We start from the raw sequence: 23,387 nt of genomic DNA, 5'->3' as shown, positions 1-23,387 counted from the left end.
TTGTCTGAGCACTGCACATTAGCGAGTTGGAATTATCAAAACCCGCGTGGTGATACGAAGCTTCCTTCTTGGATACTGTCGTAGGTTTTTTGTGCTAAATCATCTAAGCTGTCTAGGCTTTTGCCTGCGGCAGCGAGTTGATGCTCAATAGGTAAAATATCGACATCTTCATACCCTGATAATTGTGCTACACGTGCAAAGGTGTAGGCATGTTTATACTTTTCGTGTTTGTAGAATAAGCTCACAAGAGTAGGGTAGATCTCAGGATTGGGTGCTTCACCTGCTTTATTTAACTCTAGCGTTTTGTAGAGCAAATCAATGGTTTTTTCATCATCAAACTTCACGTAGTAGCTTGCCAAGAAAAACTGCATTTCGGCATCTTCAGTCACCCGTTTATCTTGCTTTTCTTCCAGGGCGAGCAATTTAGTTAACGCAGATTGGTCGTTATTACGCGACCAATGGTAATACAATAAACCTGGGTGGTCAGTATTTTTGGTATCTTGAAAAATTCGAGTCATTTCTTTGATGCTTGTTAAATGACCTTCAACACGAGACGTGGTTTTTTCTTTTAGTTTTATGTGCTCAATCTTGGCGGCAAGCGACACACATTGATCGTATTTCTCAAAATCCTTTAATAATTGGTATTTGTTTTCGTCTGTTGGTGACTTATATTCAACATAACGTTGAATGATGACCTCGGCACGTTGCTCTTTGCAGTGACTGTCTTTATTTAAATCACTGCAGAAGCCAGGTGTTTCGTCGCACACTTTCGCTAGTGTAAGCGGATCTTCACAGCCTGCTAATGCCAATAAACCAAGCAACACGCTTGCTCTTAATAACATTCCTTAACCTCTACTTAATTTGTACTACTTTATTCTAGCGCAATGATTTGTTCTGTAACAGTGGAGAATCGTTCGAGTTTAAATTAGAATACCCCTGCCTGAGATGTGTTGCTCTCAAATCACAACACATTTTTTAAGGCTATCCGTTCAAAATTGTTTAATTAGGTAAAAAAAATGACCTCATCTCACGAGTTAGAATACACAAGCAGCTGGCAAGAACGTCAAGATTACGCAGAAAGTATGCAACCTATTATTGGTAGACTTTACCGTAATCGTGGTATCGAAATCGCTGTATATGGCCGTCCTCTCGTTAATGCCAGTACAATCGATATCATCAAAGCACACAAAACAGTTGCTCAGTTTGAAGGTACAAAACTACGTTTACGTGAAAGCTTCCCTTTCTTAGAAGCAATTAGCAAAATGGACTTAAACTCAGCACGTATCGATATTGGTAAACTAGCGTATGGTTATTTGTTTAACGATGCTGCGAAAGGTCGCTCAGTTGAAGAATACTTAACTGACGAACTAGCAGAAATCGCAAACTCAGAGCGCAAAGAGCCACGTGATGTTGTGTTATACGGTTTCGGTCGTATCGGTCGTTTATTAGCGCGTCTATTAATCGAAAAGTCAGGTCCTTATGCAGACCTACGTTTACGTGCAATCGTTGTACGTGGCGGTAAAGACGGCGACTTAGAAAAGCGTGCAAGCTTACTTCGCCGTGACTCTATCCACGGTCCATTCAATGGCTCAATCACAATTGATAAAGAGCGCAATGCAATTAAAGCTAACGGTAGCTACATTCAAGTTATCTATGCTAACTCTCCTAGCGAAGTTGATTACACAGCTTACGGCATCGAGAATGCACTTGTTGTTGATAACACAGGTATCTGGAAAGACGAAGCAGGCCTTGGCCAGCACTTAGAAGCAAAAGGCGCAGCAAAAGTATTATTAACTGCACCAGCTAAAGGTAACATCAAAAACATCGTATACGGTGTAAACAACCAAGATATCAAATCTGAAGATAAGATTGTCTGTGCAGCAAGCTGTACAACCAATGCTATTACCCCTACATTAAAAGCACTTAACGATAAGTTTGGTATCAAAAACGGTCACGTTGAAACAGTTCACTCTTACACAAATGACCAAAACTTAATTGATAACTACCACAAAGCTGAGCGTCGTGGCCGTGCTGCTGCACTTAACATGGTTATCACTTCAACAGGTGCTGCAAAAGCGGTTTCTAAAGCTTTACCTGAGCTTGAAGGTAAACTAACTGGTAACGCTATCCGTGTTCCTACGCCAAACGTATCAATGGCTATCTTGAACTTAAATCTTGAAAAAGGTACAACTGTTGAAGAACTAAATGCGTTCTTACGTGAAACAGCACTTCATTCAGACCTTCGTGATCAAATCGATTACACAGCGTCTACTGAAATCGTATCGACTGACTTAGTAGGTAGCCGTTACGCAGGTGTTGTTGATTCACAAGCGACAATCGTAGATGACAACCGCGTTGTACTTTACGTTTGGTACGATAATGAGTTTGGTTATAGCTGTCAGGTAGTACGCTGTATGCGTGATATGGCTGAAGTAACTTTCCCAAGCTTACCTCGCTAATACCTAAGTTATAAAGAATCTAGAAGCCAGCATTATGCTGGCTTTTTTAGTCGTGAAAGTTTTTGCAAATTTTCAGCATGTGATAGGCTGTTAAGGGTCTACACCATATTACTAACAAAACGTTCTAACTACAGAGCGTTGACTTAATTCTTAACTAACAAGCGAATAGCTAAGAATTATTTTTAACCAATAGGTTTATAGAATGAGAATCACCAGCAATTTTGACAGTGGTAATATCAAGGTTATTGAAGCCGTTGATCCACTGAATATTCAATTAGAAATCAATAAAGACAATCAGTCTGATTTTTTCCAGTGGTTTCACTTTCGTCTTGAAACAACTGCGTTTCAAAACCATAAATTACACATTAATAACCTAGAGAACTCAGCATACCCTGATGGCTGGGAAGGTTATCATGCGGTTGCATCATACGACCGTCAAACTTGGTTCCGTGTACCATCAGAGTACGCAAACGGCACACTATCATTTGAAGTAGAGCCTGAGTGTAGCAGCATGTACTTTGCTTACTTTGCGCCATACAGCTATGACCGTCACTTAGATTTACTTGCATGGGCACAAAGCCAGCATGCTTGTGAATTAGAAACATTAGGCGAAACCCTTGATGGTCGTGACATGAGTGTTTTACGAGTGGGTATTCCTAGCAGTGAGAAGAAAAAAATCTGGATCACGGCGCGCCAGCACCCAGGCGAAACTATGGCTGAGTGGTACGTTGAAGGTTTACTTCATAAATTACTTGATGATGAAGACCCACATGCAGCGGCACTATTATCTAGAGCGGTATTCTACATCGTGCCAAATATGAACCCAGATGGCAGTGTGCGTGGTCACCTACGTACTAACGCTAAAGGCGTTAACTTGAACCGTGAATGGCAAACACCGAGCATGGAAAATAGCCCTGAAGTTTTCTTAGTGCTTAACAAAATGCGTGAAACGGGCCTTGATATGCACTTAGATATTCATGGTGACGAGGCAATTCCTTATAACTTTGTTGCGGGTAGTGAAGGTATTCCAGGCTACGATGATCGCTTAAAAGAGTTAGAAGATAGCTTTAAAGCTGCGCTTTTAACTGTGACGCCTGAGTTCCAAGACGAACATGGTTATCCAAAAGATGAGCCGGGCCAGGCTAACTTAACTGTCGGTTCTTCTGCTGTCGCGCATGAATTTAATGCATTAGCTTACACGGTAGAGATGCCATTTAAAGATAACGATGATTTACCAGATCCAGATTACGGCTGGTCAGACCGTCGCTCGTATCAATTTGGTCAAGATACGTTAGCGGCTATTGTTAACGTGGTTGATAAATTAAGATAACGAACCTTACGGGCATCAGCAAAACTGATGCCCGTAATTGTATCTGTTGACTGAAAAATGACGGTGTAGAGCAGGATGCATCAAATGTTAACGAGGTAGGTACATTTAGCATATTGAAAATTAACTGTTAACAAACTTGGTGGGTTTAAGTTAATATTCAATATGTTCAGCTGTGAAGTAACAAAATCTCATTTTTATTTCTCACAGTCATCGTGTCGCGCATTCTCACAAGCTCACGCTGAGTATCGTAACTAACAATAAAAAATATAATCATAGAGGATATCCATGGAAGCTTTAGTAAGCGCCGTTAATGACATAATTTGGAGTAGTGCACTCATTTATTTATGTCTAGGTGCAGGTCTGTTTTATTCCGTTTTAACCCGATTCGCACAAGTTAGACATTTTAAAGAAATGTGTAAATTATTGCTTAGCTCTAATAATTCAGATACGGGTATTTCTTCGTTCCAAGCACTTGCTGTATCGTTATCAGGCCGTGTAGGTGTCGGTAATATTGCCGGGGTTGCTGCAGCAATCGGCTTTGGTGGTCCAGGGGCGATTTTTTGGATGTGGATAGTTGCGTTCCTTGGCGCAAGTACTGCGTATGCCGAGTCAACTCTTGGTCAGATTTATAAATCAGAAGAAGATGGTCAATATCGCGGTGGTCCAGCATTTTACTTCGACCGCTGCTTACAGCAAAAGTGGTTAGCCGTATTATTTGCAGTATCGGCGATTATTGCTTGTGGTGTGTTCCTTCCGGGCGTTCAAGCGAATGCGGTAGGTAATGCATTCACACAAGTTTTTGGTGAAGGCACATTGGTTAGCACCAGCTTTGGTGAAGTAGGTAGCTTTAAGCTTGTTGCTCTTGCAATCATCTTAATTGTGCTTGCATTTATCATCTTTGGTGGCATTAAACGTATCGCAAACTTCACACAAATCGTGGTGCCATTTATGGCACTAGGTTACATCGTGTTAGCTTTAATCGTGGTTTTCTTAAACCTAGATAAAGTGCCAGGTATCTTCTCAATGATCTTATCTGATGCATTCACCGCGCAAGCAGGCTTTGGTGCTGCTATTGGTTGGGGTGTTAAACGTGGTATTTACTCAAACGAAGCAGGTCAAGGTACGGGTCCACATGCAGCATCAGCTGCTGAAGTTGATCACCCAGCTCAACAAGGTTTAGTGCAAGCATTTTCTGTTTATGTTGATACCATTTTTGTTTGTACAGCAACGGCGTTAATGATTCTAATCACTAAACAATACAACATTGTGGGTGAGTTACCTGCAGGTCAATTCATTGTGCAAAACGTTGATGCTGCAACAGAAGTAGGCTCTGCTGCTTTCACACAAATGGCATTATTTAGCGTATTTGGTGGCTTTGGTGAAGCATTCGTTGGTATTGCTTTATTCTTCTTCGCATTTACCACAATTCTTGCTTATTACTATATTGCTGAAACGAACGTTGCTTACTTAAACCGTTATTTCAAAGGCAATATTCCACTGGTTATTGTTAAGCTAGTCATCATGTTTATGGTTGCTTACGGCATGGTAAACAGCTCTGGTTATATCTGGAATATTGGTGATATTGGCGTAGGCTTAATGGCCTGGATCAACATTGTCGGTATTTTGGCTATTTTCTTTGTCGCAAAACCTGCCCTTAACTGCTTACGTGATTACGAAGATCAAAAGAAAGCCGGTGGCGAAATCACTTTTGATCCAGTTAAATTAGGCATTAAAAATGCGACTTTCTGGGAAAAGCGTCTAGCTGAAAAGGCGAAACAGAAACAATAAATCAGGTTTTTGAGTTTTTGTAGTGAATTTAGTTGTGCAGGTTTTCGAATCTTCACAAATGAATGAAATTCAAATAAGACATCGACTCATAAAACAAGTACAATAAAGGGCGCCTAAAGGCGCCTTTTTTATGCGTAGTATGGAGAAAGATATGGCGATTATTAGTTGCCCGCAGTGTGCAAAATCAATATCTGACAAACATAAGCAATGCCCGCATTGTGAATGCCAAGTCACCGATCTAAGCAATGAGCAATTGCAGCAAATGCAAAAAGAAACGCGCATTCGTAGACAACAAAAGTTTATGAATCAGTCTTTCCTCGCACTGATTTTATTTTTAGGGGGCTTTTTCTGTTATTACTTTATGCACCCCGAAGCAAAGTCTCTTGAGTGGTATGCCTATACATCGGCAATGGCAGTAGGTTTTGTGTGGTATCTTGTAAGCCGCATCTATTTAGTTGTTTTAAAAAAGAAAAAGTAACATGAATATTGATCACATCGTTAAAAATATCACCCCAGAAGTATTTGAACGTCTTCAGTATGGTGCCTCAACGGGTAAGTGGCCTGACGGCACTCCTTTGTCTGAAGAACAAAAACAACAAACCGTTCAACTCGTGATGCTTTATCAAGCTAAAGTTTCGCAAAGCAATGAGCAGTTTACCATTGGCGCAAATGGTGAAATGGTGCAAAAGAGCAAAGCTCAATTGCAAAAAGAATTCGCATCAGAAAATGAAATAGCTAGGTTTAGTGAAAATGATCTTTAAACACCTGTTTACTCCAAAGTGGAAGCATCCTAAAAACCAAGTGCGTTTAGCTGCGGTAGAACGTCTTGATACAGAGCGTGACCTTAGCATCTTAAATAGCATTGCCCTTGAAGACAGCTCAGCTGAGATCCGCAAAAAAGCATTAAACAAAGTGAACGATATTGTTTTATGGTGGCAAGCATACAAGCAAGACCAAGCACTTAAAGACGTTGCAGAACAGCATATTAACCAAGCGGTTTTAAATACCGATAGCCAGCTAGATGCAAATATCAAAAATGAATTTATTGAGCGTTATGCACCAGTCAAAACTCTTGAGAAACTCGCCTTTGCAGAAAAAGAACTTCAAGTTCGCGTTAAGTTATTAAAGCGTTTAGCAAACCCAAGCTTAATTGATAAAGCTTTTAAAGAAGGCCGTGAAGAGCTGCAATTGCAACTTGTTGAGCTTGTGATTAATCATCAACTTGCTAAATCACTATTAAAGCATGCAAAAGGTGAGGCACACACACAACTGGCGACTCATCTTGACAATGAACGCTTAGCGATAGAAATGCCTGCCAAAGTAGAAGCTGATACACGTGTAGTATTAGCAAAGCTTAATGCGCTTCGTGATAAAAATGACTTTCAGTTAGTGTCGATGCAACATGCTGAGTTATTACAGCAGTGGCAAGCTATCGAACTAAAATGGCTGAGCGATGAGCAAGTAAGCACGTTAGATAAGAAATATTCAGCGATTACGCAAAAGCTTGAATCTCATATTGCAGTTTTAAGTAAAGAGCATGAAGCAACGCAGCAAGCGTTAGCTGAACAACAACGTCAGGTATTAGCACTGGCGAGTCTTGAAGCAATTGGCGAAGAAATTGAAAATGCATTGCAATTAGGCTTAGAAACGCCAGAGCAAATTCAGCAAGATTGGCTCGAGGCAAAAGTTGCAGAGGCAAAAGATGCGTTAGCAGAGGCGAACTTATCTGAGAACAAACATGTTAGTGATGTAAAACTGCACTTAACAAATTTATTTAACCAAGTCGAACAGTTACCGCAACTGGTTAGTGCTATTGCTGAGTTTAAAGGGGCATTTGATCAATTAAATATCGTTGCGACAACCGAAGACGAAAGCGAGTTTGACGGGCTAAAACAGCAGTTTGAGCAACAGCAAAAATTAGCACGCAAAAAGCTGGCAAGTATTCCTAGTCGTTTACAGGGTCGCTTTAAAGCCAATTTAGCTGAAGTAGTAAACAGCTGGCAGCAAGCGATGGCACCGCTGACGAATAAGTTTGAGAAAAATCAACAAACAGCGAAGCGTAAAGCTCGTGATGTAAAACGCTTAATTGACCAAGGTCGCTTTAATGTTGCCTTTGGTGTGTTTAAAGGTTTTGAAGAGCTATACGCAACACTTACAGACTATTACAAGCAGCCATTAAATAGCTTGAAAGCTGATTTAGAAACACAGTTAGCCGAAGCAAAAGATTGGCAAAAATACGCATCAGCGCCAAAGCGTGAGGCATTACTTGTTGAAGTAAATGAACTTGTTGCAACCGAGTGCACTGACCCTAAACAACGCGCAGAGCAAGTTAAACAGTTACGTCGTCGTTGGAATGAGTTAGGGCGTTTAGATACTGATGCAGAAAAGCAACAAGGTGAGTTATTCGATCAACAAATTGAATTACTGTTTGCGCCGTGTCGTGAGTATTTCGCAGAGCAAGAGCAACAACGTGAGCAAGCTAAAGCACAGCGCGTTGAAATAATCTCTCAAATGCAGCAGTTAACAGAGCTTGATACCTCTTCTGATGAGTTTGATTGGAAGCAGTTTGAAAGCAAGTTTAACCGTACCGCTAAAGCGTGGCGCTCTGCAGGTAACGTCGATCCTAAAACATATCGTGAACTACAAGCGCAATTTAAAGCTGTGCAATCACAAGTTCAAGGTCAACTTGCTGCATTTCATAAAGCAAATGCTGAGCAAAAAGCTGTACTTGTTGAGCAAGCAACACAGTTATCGCAAAGCGATGATTTAGCTGCTGCGTGCCAAGAGCTAAAAGCACTGCAACAAACATGGCAGACTATTGGCTTTGCTGGAATGAAAGCTGAAAACACTTTATGGCAGCAATTCAGACGAGTTAATGACGACACCTTTGCTAAGCGCAGTGCCGAGTTTGAACAGCAAAAGCAAGTTCAGCAACAAAATGACGAAGTTGCTGCAGAGCAATTAAGTGAGCTTGAGTCTGCACTTGAGACCGTGGTGCACCTTGCACAGCTTAAAGATTTAACAGTGAAGCTTGCAGAGCTTGAGTACTCAAAAGCATTATCGGCACGCGTGACTCAGTTAGAGACAGCGATTAGCGCAAAAACAGCGCAGATCAGTAAGCAAGCAGAGCAGTCTAAGTTAACGGCTTTATTTGCTGCTCTTGAGAGCGGCAGTGAACTGCCTTCACAGTTTCAAGCTTCATTAACAACTAAGCTAAACGCTGCGCAGCTGTTAACTCGTATCGAAATTCTGGCAGGCGTAGAATCGGCCGATAGTCAGTTACGTATGACAGAGCAAGTTGCGATGTTAGATGATAAACACCGTGGTGAGCACGCAGATGTTTATTATTACTTAAAGCAATTACTTGCAGTCAGTGAGGGTTCAGTTTCAGCTGACACACTAGCAAGACTTAAAGCAATATTTGCAATTTAACGAATAAAACCGCTTTTTAAAGCGGTTTTTTTCCGTGTGTTTTTGAGGAAAACAATGAGAATTTTATTACTACTTACCTGTTTATTTTTAGGGGCATGTAAAAGTACAGACCAAGGGATGTCTGTTTACTCGTTTACCAATTCTGAGATTGAAGCAGCACTTGCTAATCAATTACCAAAACTAAGTGAACAGATTAAGCTGATGGGCTTACCAGTTGATTTTGCAGTAAACGACCTGAGTGTCAATGTTGGCCCAGATAAGCGTGATGTGGTGGTTTTAGGAGCTGATTCTAGTGCTGTTATCAAAGCGTTTGCGCTTAAGTATCCAGTACGCTTAAAACTACAAATTGAAGGCAGCCCATTTTATGACAGCGAGAAAAAAGCGGTCTTTTTACGTAATGTAAAACTGGTTGATACAACAATCGACACCGCGGGTTTTAAGGGCAGCTTAAACTTATTAGATGACCAAGCAATGCAAGTGATTAACGGCTTTTTAGCGGTTAACCCTGTCTATAAGCTAAATATGAACGACCCTAAAGTCGCACTGTTGAGCAAACTACCATTAGATATGAAAGTATCTCAGGGTGAAATTATTTTAGTGCCCACACTGTAAAACTATTTGATATTTTAAAGCGGCTTCTAGCCGCTTTTTTTGTAATTGCTTGTTAAGCATGTTCAACCTTGTCATAATTGCTCGTGATATTTCGCGAATTGAGTGATAGCTATGATCAAGGAATTTTTAAACGACCCCACATTACTGCTAAATGCCGTAGGTGAAGGTATTTATGGCTTCGATTTATCGGGTAATGCAGTTTTTGTAAACCCTGCTGCGGAGCGCATGACAGGCTGGAAAGCAGACGAACTCCTTGGCAAAAAAATACATCAATATCATCATCACACTCGTAAAGATGGCTCACCATACCCGGCGGATGAATGCCAAATATATTGCACTATGTTCGATGGCAAACACCGTCATGTAAACGATGAAGTATTCTGGCGTAAAGATGGAAGCTATTTTGCTGTTGAGTATACTTCAACGCCAGTTTATAAAAATGGTGCCTTGATTGGGGCAGTCGCGATTTTTCGCGATGTATCCAAACAACAGCAAACAGAAGTGGCGTTGCGTGATGCCTTAGCACAAGTTCAGCACTTATCTGAGCAGCTACAAGCTGAAAATGCTTACCTGATTTCAGAGTTAAATGAAGATTGGCAAGACTCTGGCTTAGTTGGGCAAAGTCATTCATTTCAAAGTATGCTCGAGCAAATTACCTTGGTAAGCCAAACCAATAGTACGGTTTTGATTTTAGGTGAAAACGGCACGGGTAAAGAGCTGGTGGCACGAAACCTTCACCGCTTGAGCAATCGTGCTGAGCAACCTTTCATAAAAGTAAACTGCGCGGCGTTTTCCGCCAACTTAATTGAGTCTGAGTTATTTGGTCATGAGAAAGGGGCGTTTACTGGCGCTAATGAACGCAGAAAAGGGCGTTTTGAACTGGCTGATAAAGGCACTTTATTTTTAGATGAAGTGGCAGAGCTGCCATTAGAGGCGCAAAGTAAATTACTGCGGGTCCTACAAGAGCAAGAGTTTGAGCGTGTCGGTGGTAGTCAGACTTTAAAAGTCGATATCCGAGTGTTAGCTGCAACAAATCGTAACTTGTGGCAAATGGTTGAGCAGGGTAGCTTTCGAATGGACTTGTATTATCGCCTAAATGTGTTTCCTATTCGTGTGCCTGCGCTTCGTGAACGCAAGGAAGATATTCCACTACTTGCAGCAAATATTATTACGCAGTTAAACAAGCGCTTAGGTAAACAGTTAAAAGGGCTAAGCAAAGCAACACTCACTAAATTGGCTAATTATGATTGGCCAGGTAATATTCGTGAGCTACAAAATATCCTTGAGCGTGAAGCTATTTTGTCTAAGCAAGCTGTATTACAGCTGTCTGCACCTTTGAGTAACGAGCAATCAAATGAGCAGGTGGTTTCTCTTGATGCTGTACAAAAGCAGCATATTTGTGAGGTGCTAAAACGCTGTAACGGGCAAATATCAGGTGAAAATGGTGCTGCAACCTTGCTGGGCCTGCCAGAAAGTACCCTTAGATCAAAGATGAAAAAGCTAGCGATAAAGCGTTGATTCGTGATATACCGCGAGCATTCGCGATATATCGTGCTTTTGAATGTTCAAATATAAATTTAACCATTTAATATCAATGACTTACTTTTAATTTGTGTTGGCCTGATTGTTGCTCTGTCAGGTTATTACCGACACAAAAGTAAGTAGCAAAATGAAATTTGATATTAAAGAGCAAGACTTAATCATCAAGCCCTACAACCAAGAAGGGCCAATTTATATTCGTGAGCAAAAGGGGTATTTCCAACGTATCCGCCGTTACTTAGGCTGGGTGCTAATGCTGACGTTCATCGCCATTCCGTGGATCCCCTATGATGGCCGTCAAGCTGTTTTACTCGACGTAGCCAGCCAAAAATTTACTTTATTTGGCTTAACGCTATTACCACAAGATTTTATGATCTTAGCCATGTTATTTATGACAGGGGCGTTTGCTTTGTTTTTCGTCACTAACTGGTTAGGTCGTGTCTGGTGTGGTTACACTTGCCCACAAACAATTTGGATGCTGATGTTTACTTGGGTCGAACATAAAGTGGAAGGTAACCGTAATCAGCGTATTAAACTTGATAAAGTTGATTGGTCAGTGAGTAAATGGCAAAAGAAAATCACTAAGCATGCAGCTTGGCTGTTGATCTCTTTGCTTACATCTATGTCATTTATGGCTTATTTCATCCCTGCTAAGTCTCTATACATGAGCTTATTTACCTTAGAAATGTCTGGGATCGTCAGCTTTTGGGTATTCCTGTTTGCTTTTTGTACCTATGGCAATGCGGGATTCTTACGTGAAAAAATGTGTACTGTCGCATGCCCTTATTCACGTTTTCAATCAGTAATGTTTGATAAAGACACGTTAGTTGTTACCTACGATCAAGCGCGAGGGGAGTCTCGTGGTGCGCGTAAGCGTAAAGCCGATCCTAAAGAGTTAGGCTTAGGTGACTGCGTAGACTGTAACCTATGTGTTGAAGTATGCCCAGCCGGTATCGATATTCGTAATGGCTTGCAGTATGAATGCATAAACTGTGGCTTATGTATTGATGCGTGCGATAGCACGATGGAAAAATTCAACTATCAAAAAGGCCTGATCAGGTACGCCTCTGAAAAACAAATGGAAGGCAAAACGACCAATCCATTTAGGTTAAAACTGCTTGGCTATGGTGGTTTAACAGCGCTGTTTGTCGTTGGCATGGTTGTGTGGATGGCAATGCGTACACCTATTGAGGCTTCTGTCATTCGTGACCGTAATGCCCTGTACCGTGTAAATTTTGAAGGCTTAGTAGAAAACCCATATACCTTATCAATTATCAACAAAACACAGCATAGCTTGAGCTATTCAATTGGCATCAGTGGTATTGAAGAAGCAAGCTTACAAGTGCCTGAAACGATAACTGTTGAGGCAGGTCAGATGAAGCGTGTGCCTGTCACTGTGGTTGCAGATGGCTACGAGCTGAAATCAAAAGTAACGCCTATCAGTTTTCACATTCAAGCATTAGAAGATGCTGATATCGCAATAACTAAAGAAACTAAGTTTTACCGAGATTAACCTCAATCACGGCTCCAGAAACGAAAATGGCTTGTTTTTAACAAGCCATTTCTGCAAATTCGAGCTGCTTAAGCACATAAGCCTTAGCGCTGTCTAAATCATCAAATAAACAGTCCATTATTTGAATCGGTGATTGCGCTTGTGCAATGATGCGTTTCATCTGATTAAGCACAATAGACGAGCTAAACATATAAGCGGTGGCTATACAGTTAGTGCCTTGCAGAGCACGAAATAAATGCGTGAAACCACGTTCAGCATCAGGGGTGGTAGCAAGTAATTGGGTAGAATGACTAATATATGCCCACGGCTTTCCAGCTAAAGCAGAAATATGCTTTTTTAAATCGACTGCAAAGTCATTGACCAAACGTGCGTTAATATTACCAGAAAATTGCCCAATAATAATTGGGCCATCAGTGATGATACTGACACTGCCATAGTGATTCTTAAATTCCAATTTGCTTCCCTTTTGAATTAAAAAGAGCGCGAATTTTATACAATTCTATGTATGTGTCTAGTTATTTAGTATACAAATTTCAAAAAACATAACTTTTTCATTAAATTTATATATGTGTAAATTTTATCTAGTCGTTTAAGGTTGGGGTGGATAAATCATTCACCCCAGATTTAAAATATAACTAACTATTTGTTAACAATATAGTTCAAAGCACCGGTAATTGAGGCTACTTGTGCATCAATACAAATGTCGTCATTTGCCTGTGGGCTATCAGGGTAAACCTCTGTTGTTGTGACATATTCTGCATCGGTTAAGCCCATACATAACCCCAGTTTTTTCGCTTGGTAATTAATCACACCAAATTGAGTTTGTGGCACACCAATCAACTGGTTATTCTCATCACTTGGTGCGATGTGGGTTACTTTCTCAACTGATTTTATAATCGCTGTTTGAAATGCATCATGCGGACGCTCACTATCAGCGACAAGATAAAAGCCATCAGGAATGTTCCAGTTATCGTGGGTCGTTGCATCACGTGCTGCTAGAGCAGGGCGAAACTCACTATTATCAGTGTCTGTCGTTTCATGTAGGTCAATATGCACATAAGGTGCAATAGCGTTGTCGGCTAAATACTGCATAATTGCTGCAGACTCTTCAGCTGGGCTATCTGCATAGAATGAGCGATTTGGATCCGTGGCATTTGGATTCCAGCGGTTAATCGTTTCATAACCCCAAGGGCTGATACACGGAGCCACTAAAATATTAAAGTCAGCAAAGTAGTCTTTGGCACTTCTCTTAGCAAACGCTAAAGCACCATGCACACCACTTGTTTCATAACCATGAACACCACCGGTAACCAGCACAACCGGTTTATTAGCTTGCCATTGCTTGCTCTTTAAAATGTAAAGTGGGTATTTGTCTCTGTCGTAACTCAATGCGCCATATTGCTCAATATTGAAATCGCTTGATAAAGAGTTTAGTTGCGATACAACATCATCTAAATAGCTACGCTTTACTGACTGTAATTCAAACCATGCTTTCTTATCTGCGTCGTTCCACGGTTTACCTGGGGTTCCAATAGGGTAACTCATAAAATACCTTGTTGTGACTTGCTGCAAAACGCCAAGCTTATCTAAGCTGTTAAGCTGCTGCAACTAGATAAGCTCAGTAGTAAAGTTACCTTGCTCGTACAGCTTTGCATGATGATGCTTATGGGTCTCAAATAAGTATTTACGCAGTGCATCTTCACCCTGACACACTTTCACTATTTTTCCGGCAATCCCTTTACTGGTCGTTCGTATTAGCTTTACGCTAAGGATAACGTGTTCTTCACTAGGTAAATTAAATGCCAACAGTATCTCTTTATTAAGATCGGGTGATTGACGCTTCGGCTTGAGTAACACGCCCGTACTTGATAAAGACAATATTTGAAATTGTTCGGTGTGTATTTCAAGATCTGGCGTACGCCAGCTGCGTTCGATGCCTTTGGTATCTATTACTTCTGGTGCGCTAAGTACAGGGATCAGTTGGCCATTCTCGTCCTTGCTAAATTCAAGCGGAAACCACAACTGATAAATCCCTACTTCAGCCAGTAGTGTCAGTTTGGCATTGGTAAGTAAACCATTTAATTTATCAGGCAAATTAAGCCTAACAGACATTTTTGTATCGGTTGGATCGCTATCAGTCCGTTCAGCCTCGAATAAACGGTTGAAAAAAGAGAGTTCTTGTTCGGATAAATGTGCCATATAAAGCTCCTTTTAAAGCACGCTTACTTATATGTATCATAAATTGTTCAAATTATGCACGTATAATGAGCATTAATTGTGCCAGCTGCTTTGTGATTTCTTTTGCGGCGTATTTCACTTACACTGATAAAAAAACTAACAAGGATTTTATTTTGTCGAGCCTGACTGGTGTAAATAAAAGTTTAGTGATATTTGCTGCTTTAGTCGTTGTTTTAGCGGGTATTAAAGCCGCAAGTGTGATTGTTATCCCATTTGTGTTGGCAGCCTTTATTGCCATTATTTGTAATCCCTTAATTCGTTTCTTTGCCAAATACGGTATCCCTAAAGGGATTGCTGTTGTGTTTGTTATGTTGATGATTGTTGGAGTAGGGATAAGCCTTGCCGGATTGGTTGGGCAATCGATGACCGATTTCTCTGAAAAGCTGCCTGAGTACAAAGCACAACTAAAAGAAGAATTTGTCTGGGTGGTTAATGTTGCAGCGAGTTATAACATCCTGATTGATAAAGAACAGATTATTTCTTTATTCGATCCGGGCAAAATGATTGATGTTGCAACCAACATGCTCACAGGCCTCGGTGGCGTGATGGCTAACCTGTTTTTGATCATCCTAACCGTGGTGTTCATGTTGTTTGAAGGACCTATGCTGAGTAAAAAAGTGCATTTAGCACTGGATGATCCTGAAATGAAAATGCAGCAGGTTGACCGATTCTTAGATTCAATTAATTCTTATCTGGCTATTAAAACGCTGGTTAGCTTAGGCACAGGTATGCTTGCAGGCTTTATGCTTTGGGCACTTGATGTTGATTACTTTGTACTTTGGGGTGTAGTGGCGTTCATGCTTAATTATATCCCTAACATTGGCTCTATCATTGCTGCGGTGCCTCCTGTGTTACTTGCTTTGATCACTCAAGGCCCACTGGTTGCAGGGTTTATTGCTGGTGGTTATTTAGTTATAAACACGGTGATGGGTAATATCGTCGAGCCGCGTTTTATGGGTAAAGGGCTGGGTTTATCGACGCTGGTGGTGTTTTTATCCTTGATTTTTTGGGGCTGGCTGATGGGGACCGTGGGTATGCTGTTATCAGTTCCATTGACCATGATAGTTAAAATAGCCTTAGAGACTAGTCAAGAAGGGCGATGGCTTGCTACCTTGCTTGGCAATGGCGAAGAGCTAAAACTTGAAGATTAAAAAAGGCGCTTAAGCGCCTTTTTACTTTTCAATATGTTTATGTGTTATCACTTTAGAGGTCGCTGTAAAACCTGCACATGGTTTTTTAGGATCTCAATTTCACATTGCTTGTAGGCAATAGCGGCTTTCGTACCATTTGGCATTTTTTGTAAATAACGCCAACGACAGCTGTCTTCTAAATAACGTTCTTGGTTCTTGATGCTGCGATTAAAAATCGGTAGCAATTGGCTGTTACCGGTATCTTCTTTAATTTTCTCAAGATCCATAGTGAGCTTATTAATCCACATCTTTTGGTCACGCTGAATATCGGCGATAACTTGATCTAGACATTGAATATAGCGTTTTGTGTCATCGGTATTGTTGCTCGCAAGCTCACACGTTTGCTCTGCTTGAGCCTGCGATGCACTTGCAATTAAAGCTAAAAAGCTGCCTTTTACGAGTATTGATGTTTTATTTTTTATCATGGTAATTAAACTCTAATATAAACTCAGCACCGGCTAGTTTCTCTGCATCTTTAATGGTTAATGTGCCATTATACGAGTTGACTAAATCCGACACGATAGCCATGCCGACACCATGGCCGCTTTCGTAGGTATCGAGTCTGGTACCGCGAGTTAGTAATGATTCACGCTTGTGCTCAGGAACACCTGGGCCATCATCACTTATACTGAGCGTTAACTTTTTGTTCTGCTTAACCTTTATATCGACCTGTGAACGGCAAGCTTTACAGGCATTATCGATTAAATTACCAAGTAGTTCCATCAAATCTGTTTTATCACCCAAGAAATAGTCTTTTTCACTAACCTCTGAGGTAAATATAATATCTTTGTCGCGATAAACCTTGCTCATCGCGCTTAAAATTGAATCAATAACAGGCTTGATATGGGTTTGTTTCTTCCAGGTGTCAGACGCACCTGTTGCAGCGCGCTTTAACTGGTGTTCGATCATCACATTAATGCGGTCTAACTGCTCTTGTGCATCCGCATCATTGGCTAAAGGGCTTGATTTAAGCACTGCCAATGGCGTTTTTAATGCATGAGCAAGGTCGCTTAACGATGCACGATAACGCTCTTTTTGGCGCTGCTGCGATTCAAGTAATAAGTTTAAATCGGCTTTAATGGTTTGTAGTTCAACCGGGTAAAGACCTTTAATTTGTTGGTTATCACCCGACTCAATGGCTTTAATTTCTTTATCGAGTCGTTGCAGTGGCCTTGCGCTCCAAACAAAACCAATCGCCATAAGTGCTGCAATGGCCACACCCATCACATACATCCAATTTACGAGTGTTTGCTTAAAACCATCCATCAGCCTCAGTAGGGCATCATTACGCTTTAATAAAATAAAACGTGCATGCTCTGATTGGTCAATGTTCTCTAAAATAACAGTAAGCGTTAACTGCCAGTATACGGTATTGTTGTATTCAACACGGCGAAAATCAGCAGAGCCTGCAGGGGCTTCAAAGTTATCAGGAATAAAATTGATATTGGTCGCCGATTCAGAATACCAAACCGGTAAGTCACCGCGGTAAATCATCGCGTAGGTGTCTGAATTTAGTCGGTTTAGTTCTGGCGTTAAGATAGTACTTGGCATAACGATGCCGCGTTCAGTGAAATCAACTTCAGAAATTAATGAATATAAGTGAGCTTCGAGGGTTTTTTCGGTCGCTTCGACCAAAGAGGCGTAGTAAGCCTTACCAATTGAGAAAAACAGAATTGGTAGGGCGACTAATAAAACAAAGACAAGGATAAATCCTTGCCTTACTTTAAGCGGTATTTGCGATGCTACCACTGACTTTTTAGCCTATAACCACGGCCGCGTAATGTTTCAACTGGGTTTAGGGTACCATCAGGGTCAAGCTTCTTACGTAAACGCAATACGAAAACTTCAATTACGTTTGAATCAAGGTCGAAGTCTTGGTCGTAAATGTGCTCTGTTAGTTCAGATTTAGAAATTACCTTTTGTGGATTAACCATTAGGTACTCTAAAACTTTGTATTCGTACGCCGTTAAGCTAAGCTCTTTATCGTTAACCCATACTTGTTGTGAGCGAGTATGAATTTTAATTGGGCCAGCTGTCATTTCTGGGTTTGCTTTACCTGCGCTACGGCGGATAAGCGCATTACAGCGGGCAATTAGCTCTTCAACGTGGAAAGGTTTAGTTAGGTAGTCATCTGCACCTGCATCTAAGCCTTCTACTTTATCTTGCCAACGGTCACGTGCCGTTAAAATCAAAATAGGAATGGTAATACCTTGTGCACGTGCTTTGGTAATTAATTCAATACCATCTACTTTTGGTAAGCCTAAATCGACTACCGCCATATCTAGCGGGTATTCGGTAATATGGAATAAACCAGCTTCACCATCGTGACAAAGGTCAACGCTGTAACGCTCTTTTTCTAGGGCATTACGAAGGTTATCTGCTAAGTGTAAATCATCTTCAATTACTAAAATTCGCATTTTTAATCCTTTTTCACTTCGCCAGTCTTTTTGTTCACATGGACATCAACCACGTGGCCGTTCGTTTTTAAAATTCTTACGGTAAATACTTTATCTTGCTCTGTGATTTTTAGGGTTCGGCCGTCTTCAGATTTTTTGGCGATCGTTACAGCCTGCTTTTTAGTCACCTCTTGGGCTTGTTTCTTATTGGCATCAGCATGAAAGCTTGATAATGCAAATAAAAGACTAAAACTGAAGGCTAATAATATGCGCATGACGGGGAACTCCTAAACCAGACCCATTTAGTTTAATTAACCAATTAACTAAAATTCAAGTAATTACGTTAAATTCTGTAATTCAATAGCCAAATCTTAGTTAATAAGCCGTGAACAAACACTGAATTATTGATTCAGTTAAGTTCAGAGGTTAACCAAATACTTTTTTAAATGGTTTTACGACTGAGTTGTCGTAAACACCCGCCGCAATATACGGATCGTTTGCAGCCCATTCGCGTGCTGCTTCTAACGACTCAAACTCAGCAACCACTAATGAACCAGTAAAACCAGCGTCAGCCGGATCTTCACTATCAATGGCTGGCAATGGGCCTGCCGTAAATAAACGGTTTTGATCGTCTAATTCTTGAAGGCGTGCTAAGTGAGCAGGGCGTGCAGATTTGCGAGCTTCTAAACTATTTTCAACATCAGTTGAATAAATCATATACAGCATGGTGTGTTCTCAATGTTATTTTTAAAAAATAGTAGCATATTCTTAGCAATAGACGAGAGATTATTCGCGTAATAATCTTTACACAAACCCATATAACTTTAACTTATAAAGCTTGAAATACGCGGTGTAACACTGGTAGAGTCGCTGGGTTGAGAAAATAATAATAAGGTTTTTAAATGAGCGAAAAACGCGAGCATTTTAGCTCCCGCCTCGGTTTTATTTTAGCGGCAGCCGGTTCTGCTGTAGGTATCGGAAACTTAGTGGGTTTTCCTGTTTCAGCTACAAAAAACGGCGGTGGTGCTTTCCTTTTAGTCTATGCATTGTTTGTCATTTTCATCTGTTTGCCAGTGATGATGGCTGAAATGGCCATGGGTCGAAAAGCGCAAAAAGATCCACTTGGTTCATACAAATTTTTAGCGGGCAATGATCCAAAATGGAACTTTGCTGGCTTTTTAGCCGTATTAACGCCATTTATGATTGCTGTTTTTTATATGGTGATCACTGTATGGATTTTCGGTTATTTATCGCAAACCGCTTTTGGTAATCTAGATGCCTTGGCCCAGCCAGATAACTTTGGCACCTTTATCAATAGCTACACCGTGTTTGGTTATATGGCCGTGGTTGCCATCATCGTTAATTTGATTTTAGTGGGCGGTGTTAAAGAAGGTATTGAAAAAGCGGCTAAGTTTATGATGCCAGCTTTATTTGTACTACTCACCGCATTGGTTGTTTACGTACTAACTCTTGATAACGCAATGGCAGGTGTAAAGTACTATGTTGTGCCTGACTTTTCAAAAATGGATGCCAGCGTATTAAATGGTGCATTAGCTCAAGCGTTTTTCTCGTTGTCACTAGGTATGGGTATCTTAATGACCTATGCATCGTATATCTCTAAGAAAGACGATATTGTTGGTAGTGCAAAAATGGTTGCTGTCACTGATTCGATGGTGGCATTTATTGCTGGTCTAATGGTGCTTCCAGCTATTTTCAGTTTTAACCCAGATACTGACCCAAGTACTTTATCTGACTCGTCAGTATCGATGATTTTTGTCTACCTACCAAAAATTTTATTAGCGTTACAAGCTGATATTGGCTACGTGGGTGCATCAATTGTTGCGTTTGTATTCTTCTTACTTGTCTTTTTTGCTGCAATTACGTCACTTGTATCAATTGTAGAGGTGCCAACTGCAACATTAAGTGACCGCAAAGGTATCAGCCGTAAAAAAGCACTGGCTATCTTAACTTTATCTACAGGTGTATTGACTGTGCTATGTACCATGTCATTTGGTATGGTTGACTCGCTTACAAAGTTTGTTAGCTATGGCGGTGCAGATAAGAGCTTATTTGATATCGTTTATGATGTGTTTTACGACACAATTTTACCGCTTAATGGTTTAATGGTGTGTTTATTCGTTATGTATCGTTGGAAAAAAGCGAACTTATCAGCAGAGCTAAGCCAAGGCTGTGAAGGTTATATTGGCAGCTTCACAGAGAAGTATGTGAACTTCTCGCTATCAACGTTTATCCCTGCCATTTTATTACTAATCTTTGTAAATACGGTAGCCACTAAGTTTTTTGCATTTAGTATTTTCGGATTTTAAAAACCAGTTCAATACTTAGCCGCGCACTTTGCGCGGCTTTTTTATACCTATTACATTAAAAGGCCCCCGCATCAAGCACATCACCCAAACCTAGGGTAAACATCCACAGTCCCCATAAACTGTGTTCAATCACACACACGAAGGTTGAGCGGCTTTGCGCGTACGTATAAGAAAACAACAGCCCTCCTAAAAATGCCAACAGTACGGCCAATACATTTGCATAGACAATATGCGCTAACGCAAACACTGATGCGCTGACAATAATACGCACTGTTTTACTTGGCATAATGCGTTTATAACGATGGAAAAAATAGGTTCTAAAAATAAGCTCTTGCGGCATCACCGATAAAATGGGGTAGAGCAATAACAACATTAGCCAGTCGTTAAATGAGTTTCGTGGCAGTGAAAACCAGTTTTCTTGATTCATAATGCCGTAAAACATTCCAGAGAATAGCGCCCCTAAAAAGAAGAAACTAAATAAGCGACGTTTTACCGTACTAAATTGCCCAAGGCTTGTTAAACGAAAGCGTTTAAAATGGGGATCAGACAGAAGCAACATGCCGCACACGGCCATTAAAATAATAAGGGCAGGAATTAGCCAGTTAGCGAGGTAGGCACGAAGAAAGAAGCCTAATAGCGGCAGAGAAACAAATATGAGGGTAAATTCAAGCCAGCGGTATTGGTTAGCGTTCAATGTCGTCTCAGCGTGTTTTTTGTTTACGCTAACAAGCTAAGACGACAGATTTATGACATTAAGATTGCTTTGGATCTTTCTCTTCGTCATCTTCAGGTAAGTATTTGAATAGGGTGATGATCGTTGCTAACACGCAAACAAAGGTAATGCCCATTAAGCCAAACACTTTAAAGTTAACCCAAAAATCGAGCGAGAAGTTATAGGCAATGTAGATATTCAGCGCCGAGATACCTGCAGTCACCGCAACCCAAAATAGGTTAAGCTTATTCCAGAGCGCTTCAGGTACGTTGATTTCTTGTTTACTCTCAGAGGCATTTTCTAAAATCGAGCTAAGTGCTTTTTTCACTAGGTTTTTGCCAAGTACATAGCGACTTACTAATAAAGTAACACTGAAAATGGCATACACAATGGTGGCTTTCCATTTAACAAACTGCTCATCGTGGAACACTAAGGTGAGGGTACCCAACACCACCGCTATGGCAAAAAACACCCAGTGACGGGTCGGCACTTTACCATCTTTAAAATAACAGTAAGCAACTTGAATTAAGGTGGTTAGCATCAGCAAGGCTGTTGCCCAATAAATATCAACTAACTTGAAAACCGCAAAAAATAAAATCAGCGGGATGTATTCAATAATCGCATGCATAAATTTATAAATGCTCTAATTTAAAAAGATACTGGGTTGTATCAAGTTATCACGCAAGATACAAGGTTGACTTAACAGCCCTGAAAGCTTAGCCTCCCGAGCCAATCTGGCCTAAACCTGCGTTTAGGTTGTTTTACCTTATCTTTTTCCGCTTAACCTCAGATGATTAAGCGGCGTATTTTGGAGCACTTTTTATGAATAAAGCCGCGTTAGTATCGCAAATGGCTGCCCACAGTGAATTAACAAAAAAAGACACTCAAGCTGCCTTAACCAGCATGTTAAATGCTATCGAAAAGTCTCTTTCTGAGGGTGACCAAGTGCAAATTAATGGCTTTGGTACGTTTGCTCTAAGTTATTACCCAGCACGCAAAGGACGCAACCCACAAACCGGTAAAGAAATTGAAATAGAAGGCGCTAACAAGCCAGTTTTTAAACCTGCTAAAGCACTCAAAGACGGTTTATAAGCAGGATTTGCAAATCTGTTGTAGTATTTACAGAGCATAAATAGAACACCTGAAAATTTATTCAACATTTTCAATGCATTAAGTTTGGCATGTTGTCTGCTGTTAATCATTTAGGTTTACCTAAATAAGGAGATAACATGTCAAATTTAAATAGCCAACTGAATGGTAAAAAGATTGCCATTCTTGCAACCAATGGTTTTGAGCAAAGCGAACTATTGTCACCACGAAGCGCATTATTAGAAGCTGGTGCACTTGTCGAAGTTGTGTCACTTGAACGTGGCGATATCACCGCATGGGATGAAAACCAATGGGGTGAGCGAGTCAGTGTTGACCGTGTAGTCAGCGAAGCAGACTCTGCAGAGTATGACGCGTTACTTCTGCCTGGTGGCTTATTCAACCCAGATACGTTACGTCAAGATAGCGAAGCAAAAGCCTTTGTTGATGGTTTTTTCAGTGCCGGTAAAAACAAACCTATCGCCGCGATTTGCCACGGTCCATGGCTATTAGCTGAAATTAACAAACTACGGGAGCGCAAAGTAACCTCATACCCAAGTATCAAAACAGATTTGATCAATGCAGGAGCTAATTGGGTTGATCAAGAAGTATGTGTTGATGAGGGTATAGTCACAAGCCGAAGCCCAGCCGACCTGGAAGCCTTTAATCGAAAATTCATAGAAGAGATTAAAGAGGGTGTGCACCGCCATCATTAATCATAAATTGTTAAGTACAAAAAAGGGCCTTTATGGCCCTTTTTTAAGT

At 40.7% G+C, this 23,387-nt stretch carries 24 protein-coding genes; 13 read left to right on the top strand and 11 right to left on the bottom strand.

The annotated features are described in order from the left end of the window. Nucleotides 1-35: 35 nt before the first annotated feature. Nucleotides 36-842, bottom strand: coding sequence for a DUF2989 domain-containing protein (locus AN394_RS07655; RefSeq protein ID WP_055021158.1), 807 nt, complete (start codon nucleotides 840-842; stop codon nucleotides 36-38). A gap of 174 nt (nucleotides 843-1,016) precedes the next feature. Here AN394_RS07655 and AN394_RS07650 point away from each other — a divergent pair, with 174 nt between their 5' ends. The 9 genes from AN394_RS07650 (at nucleotide 1,017) to ccoG (ending at nucleotide 12,673) form a co-directional block, all read left to right on the top strand. Next, a complete protein-coding gene (locus AN394_RS07650; RefSeq protein ID WP_054561210.1) occupies nucleotides 1,017-2,459 on the top strand; it encodes a glyceraldehyde-3-phosphate dehydrogenase in 1,443 nt (480 codons plus the stop codon). Nucleotides 2,460-2,661: 202 nt separating this feature from the next. Beyond that, nucleotides 2,662-3,789: a M14-type cytosolic carboxypeptidase gene (locus AN394_RS07645; protein WP_055021157.1), complete on the top strand. Its 1,128-nt coding sequence runs from the start codon at nucleotides 2,662-2,664 to the stop codon at nucleotides 3,787-3,789. 285 nt (nucleotides 3,790-4,074) lie between these two features. Continuing rightward, nucleotides 4,075-5,577 carry a sodium:alanine symporter family protein gene (locus AN394_RS07640; protein WP_054561212.1) on the top strand — a complete coding sequence of 501 codons (1,503 nt, stop codon included), beginning with the start codon at nucleotides 4,075-4,077 and terminating at the stop codon, nucleotides 5,575-5,577. Nucleotides 5,578-5,728: 151 nt separating this feature from the next. After that, nucleotides 5,729-6,055 (top strand): hypothetical protein, encoded by a 327-nt coding sequence (locus AN394_RS07635; protein ID WP_054553080.1) that lies wholly within the window; start codon nucleotides 5,729-5,731, stop codon nucleotides 6,053-6,055. 1 nt (nucleotide 6,056) lies between these two features. Continuing rightward, nucleotides 6,057-6,338, top strand: coding sequence for a YeaC family protein (locus AN394_RS07630; RefSeq protein WP_054561213.1), 282 nt, complete (start codon nucleotides 6,057-6,059; stop codon nucleotides 6,336-6,338). After that, entirely contained in the window at nucleotides 6,328-9,009 is a 2,682-nt protein-coding gene (locus AN394_RS07625) for a DUF349 domain-containing protein (protein ID WP_055021156.1), read from the top strand. The genes AN394_RS07630 and AN394_RS07625 overlap by 11 nt, the downstream gene beginning before the upstream one ends. A gap of 54 nt (nucleotides 9,010-9,063) precedes the next feature. Continuing rightward, nucleotides 9,064-9,621: a DUF1439 domain-containing protein gene (locus AN394_RS07620; RefSeq protein ID WP_054561215.1), complete on the top strand. Its 558-nt coding sequence runs from the start codon at nucleotides 9,064-9,066 to the stop codon at nucleotides 9,619-9,621. A gap of 111 nt (nucleotides 9,622-9,732) precedes the next feature. Continuing rightward, complete coding sequence (locus AN394_RS07615) at nucleotides 9,733-11,139, top strand: sigma-54-dependent Fis family transcriptional regulator (protein ID WP_054561216.1); 1,407 nt, start codon at nucleotides 9,733-9,735, stop codon at nucleotides 11,137-11,139. 151 nt (nucleotides 11,140-11,290) lie between these two features. Further along, nucleotides 11,291-12,673: a cytochrome c oxidase accessory protein CcoG gene (gene ccoG, locus AN394_RS07610; protein ID WP_055021155.1), complete on the top strand. Its 1,383-nt coding sequence runs from the start codon at nucleotides 11,291-11,293 to the stop codon at nucleotides 12,671-12,673. Nucleotides 12,674-12,710: 37 nt separating this feature from the next. Here ccoG and AN394_RS07605 read toward each other — a convergent pair whose 3' ends face one another. The 3 genes from AN394_RS07605 to AN394_RS07595 all read right to left on the bottom strand — a co-directional run bounded on the left by AN394_RS07605 (nucleotide 12,711) and on the right by AN394_RS07595 (nucleotide 14,872). Beyond that, nucleotides 12,711-13,127 (bottom strand): hypothetical protein, encoded by a 417-nt coding sequence (locus tag AN394_RS07605; protein WP_054561218.1) that lies wholly within the window; start codon nucleotides 13,125-13,127, stop codon nucleotides 12,711-12,713. A 185-nt stretch (nucleotides 13,128-13,312) separates the two neighbouring features. Further along, on the bottom strand, nucleotides 13,313-14,218 hold the full coding sequence (locus AN394_RS07600) for a M14 family metallocarboxypeptidase (protein WP_054561982.1): 906 nt from the start codon (nucleotides 14,216-14,218) through the stop codon (nucleotides 13,313-13,315). 63 nt (nucleotides 14,219-14,281) lie between these two features. Further along, complete coding sequence (locus AN394_RS07595; RefSeq protein WP_054561219.1) at nucleotides 14,282-14,872, bottom strand: hypothetical protein; 591 nt, start codon at nucleotides 14,870-14,872, stop codon at nucleotides 14,282-14,284. Between the two features lie 152 nt (nucleotides 14,873-15,024). On the opposite strand from AN394_RS07595, the gene AN394_RS07590 reads away from it, so the two are divergent. Continuing rightward, a complete protein-coding gene (locus AN394_RS07590) occupies nucleotides 15,025-16,062 on the top strand; it encodes an AI-2E family transporter (RefSeq protein ID WP_054561983.1) in 1,038 nt (345 codons plus the stop codon). 47 nt (nucleotides 16,063-16,109) lie between these two features. Here AN394_RS07590 and AN394_RS07585 read toward each other — a convergent pair whose 3' ends face one another. The 5 genes from AN394_RS07585 to AN394_RS07565 all read right to left on the bottom strand — a co-directional run bounded on the left by AN394_RS07585 (nucleotide 16,110) and on the right by AN394_RS07565 (nucleotide 19,223). Continuing rightward, nucleotides 16,110-16,526 (bottom strand): hypothetical protein, encoded by a 417-nt coding sequence (locus AN394_RS07585; protein WP_054561220.1) that lies wholly within the window; start codon nucleotides 16,524-16,526, stop codon nucleotides 16,110-16,112. Then, the gene (locus tag AN394_RS07580; protein WP_054561221.1) at nucleotides 16,513-17,850 is read right to left on the bottom strand and encodes an ATP-binding protein; all 1,338 of its coding nucleotides are present in this window, start codon (nucleotides 17,848-17,850) and stop codon (nucleotides 16,513-16,515) included. Before AN394_RS07580 ends, AN394_RS07585 begins: the two co-directional genes overlap by 14 nt. Then, nucleotides 17,844-18,518 carry a response regulator transcription factor gene (locus AN394_RS07575; RefSeq protein ID WP_054552907.1) on the bottom strand — a complete coding sequence of 225 codons (675 nt, stop codon included), beginning with the start codon at nucleotides 18,516-18,518 and terminating at the stop codon, nucleotides 17,844-17,846. Before AN394_RS07575 ends, AN394_RS07580 begins: the two co-directional genes overlap by 7 nt. A 2-nt stretch (nucleotides 18,519-18,520) precedes the next feature. Then, entirely contained in the window at nucleotides 18,521-18,772 is a 252-nt protein-coding gene (locus AN394_RS07570; protein ID WP_054552908.1) for a PepSY domain-containing protein, read from the bottom strand. Nucleotides 18,773-18,923: 151 nt separating this feature from the next. Further along, on the bottom strand, nucleotides 18,924-19,223 hold the full coding sequence (locus AN394_RS07565; protein ID WP_054552909.1) for a YciI family protein: 300 nt from the start codon (nucleotides 19,221-19,223) through the stop codon (nucleotides 18,924-18,926). 176 nt (nucleotides 19,224-19,399) lie between these two features. Here AN394_RS07565 and AN394_RS07560 point away from each other — a divergent pair, with 176 nt between their 5' ends. After that, entirely contained in the window at nucleotides 19,400-20,824 is a 1,425-nt protein-coding gene (locus tag AN394_RS07560; RefSeq protein WP_054561222.1) for a sodium-dependent transporter, read from the top strand. A 55-nt stretch (nucleotides 20,825-20,879) separates the two neighbouring features. Here the strand turns inward: AN394_RS07560 and AN394_RS07555 are convergent, their stop codons facing one another. Beyond that, on the bottom strand, nucleotides 20,880-21,518 hold the full coding sequence (locus AN394_RS07555; RefSeq protein WP_054561223.1) for a type II CAAX prenyl endopeptidase Rce1 family protein: 639 nt from the start codon (nucleotides 21,516-21,518) through the stop codon (nucleotides 20,880-20,882). A 58-nt stretch (nucleotides 21,519-21,576) separates the two neighbouring features. Then, nucleotides 21,577-22,164 carry an inner membrane-spanning protein YciB gene (locus AN394_RS07550; RefSeq protein WP_054561224.1) on the bottom strand — a complete coding sequence of 196 codons (588 nt, stop codon included), beginning with the start codon at nucleotides 22,162-22,164 and terminating at the stop codon, nucleotides 21,577-21,579. 194 nt (nucleotides 22,165-22,358) lie between these two features. On the opposite strand from AN394_RS07550, the gene AN394_RS07545 reads away from it, so the two are divergent. Then, complete coding sequence (locus AN394_RS07545) at nucleotides 22,359-22,628, top strand: HU family DNA-binding protein (RefSeq protein ID WP_055021154.1); 270 nt, start codon at nucleotides 22,359-22,361, stop codon at nucleotides 22,626-22,628. 137 nt (nucleotides 22,629-22,765) lie between these two features. Beyond that, nucleotides 22,766-23,338, top strand: a complete 573-nt coding sequence (locus tag AN394_RS07540; protein WP_054561226.1) for a type 1 glutamine amidotransferase domain-containing protein — start codon at nucleotides 22,766-22,768, stop codon at nucleotides 23,336-23,338. Nucleotides 23,339-23,387 lie beyond the last annotated feature (49 nt).

Origin of the sequence: Pseudoalteromonas sp. P1-26 (genome assembly GCF_001401795.1) — a bacterium.
Lineage (GTDB): Bacteria > Pseudomonadota > Gammaproteobacteria > Enterobacterales > Alteromonadaceae > Pseudoalteromonas.
The sequence above is the reverse complement of the archived record's forward strand: the minus strand, read 5'-3'. Positions and strand labels throughout refer to the sequence as shown.

Bases quoted from the DNA above. Each gene is read 5' to 3' on its own strand.
- AN394_RS07655 (WP_055021158.1), bottom strand. From the start codon at position 842: ATGTTATTAAGAGCAAGCGTGTTGCTTGGTTTATTGGCATTAGCAGGC.
- AN394_RS07650 (WP_054561210.1), top strand. From the start codon at position 1,017: ATGACCTCATCTCACGAGTTAGAATACACAAGCAGCTGGCAAGAACGT.
- AN394_RS07645 (WP_055021157.1), top strand. From the start codon at position 2,662: ATGAGAATCACCAGCAATTTTGACAGTGGTAATATCAAGGTTATTGAA.
- AN394_RS07640 (WP_054561212.1), top strand. From the start codon at position 4,075: ATGGAAGCTTTAGTAAGCGCCGTTAATGACATAATTTGGAGTAGTGCA.
- AN394_RS07635 (WP_054553080.1), top strand. From the start codon at position 5,729: ATGGCGATTATTAGTTGCCCGCAGTGTGCAAAATCAATATCTGACAAA.
- AN394_RS07630 (WP_054561213.1), top strand. From the start codon at position 6,057: ATGAATATTGATCACATCGTTAAAAATATCACCCCAGAAGTATTTGAA.
- AN394_RS07625 (WP_055021156.1), top strand. From the start codon at position 6,328: ATGATCTTTAAACACCTGTTTACTCCAAAGTGGAAGCATCCTAAAAAC.
- AN394_RS07620 (WP_054561215.1), top strand. From the start codon at position 9,064: ATGAGAATTTTATTACTACTTACCTGTTTATTTTTAGGGGCATGTAAA.
- AN394_RS07615 (WP_054561216.1), top strand. From the start codon at position 9,733: ATGATCAAGGAATTTTTAAACGACCCCACATTACTGCTAAATGCCGTA.
- ccoG (WP_055021155.1), top strand. From the start codon at position 11,291: ATGAAATTTGATATTAAAGAGCAAGACTTAATCATCAAGCCCTACAAC.
- AN394_RS07600 (WP_054561982.1), bottom strand. From the start codon at position 14,218: ATGAGTTACCCTATTGGAACCCCAGGTAAACCGTGGAACGACGCAGAT.
- AN394_RS07595 (WP_054561219.1), bottom strand. From the start codon at position 14,872: ATGGCACATTTATCCGAACAAGAACTCTCTTTTTTCAACCGTTTATTC.
- AN394_RS07585 (WP_054561220.1), bottom strand. From the start codon at position 16,526: ATGATAAAAAATAAAACATCAATACTCGTAAAAGGCAGCTTTTTAGCT.
- AN394_RS07575 (WP_054552907.1), bottom strand. From the start codon at position 18,518: ATGCGAATTTTAGTAATTGAAGATGATTTACACTTAGCAGATAACCTT.
- AN394_RS07570 (WP_054552908.1), bottom strand. From the start codon at position 18,772: ATGCGCATATTATTAGCCTTCAGTTTTAGTCTTTTATTTGCATTATCA.
- AN394_RS07565 (WP_054552909.1), bottom strand. From the start codon at position 19,223: ATGCTGTATATGATTTATTCAACTGATGTTGAAAATAGTTTAGAAGCT.
- AN394_RS07560 (WP_054561222.1), top strand. From the start codon at position 19,400: ATGAGCGAAAAACGCGAGCATTTTAGCTCCCGCCTCGGTTTTATTTTA.
- AN394_RS07550 (WP_054561224.1), bottom strand. From the start codon at position 22,164: ATGCATGCGATTATTGAATACATCCCGCTGATTTTATTTTTTGCGGTT.
- AN394_RS07545 (WP_055021154.1), top strand. From the start codon at position 22,359: ATGAATAAAGCCGCGTTAGTATCGCAAATGGCTGCCCACAGTGAATTA.
- AN394_RS07540 (WP_054561226.1), top strand. From the start codon at position 22,766: ATGTCAAATTTAAATAGCCAACTGAATGGTAAAAAGATTGCCATTCTT.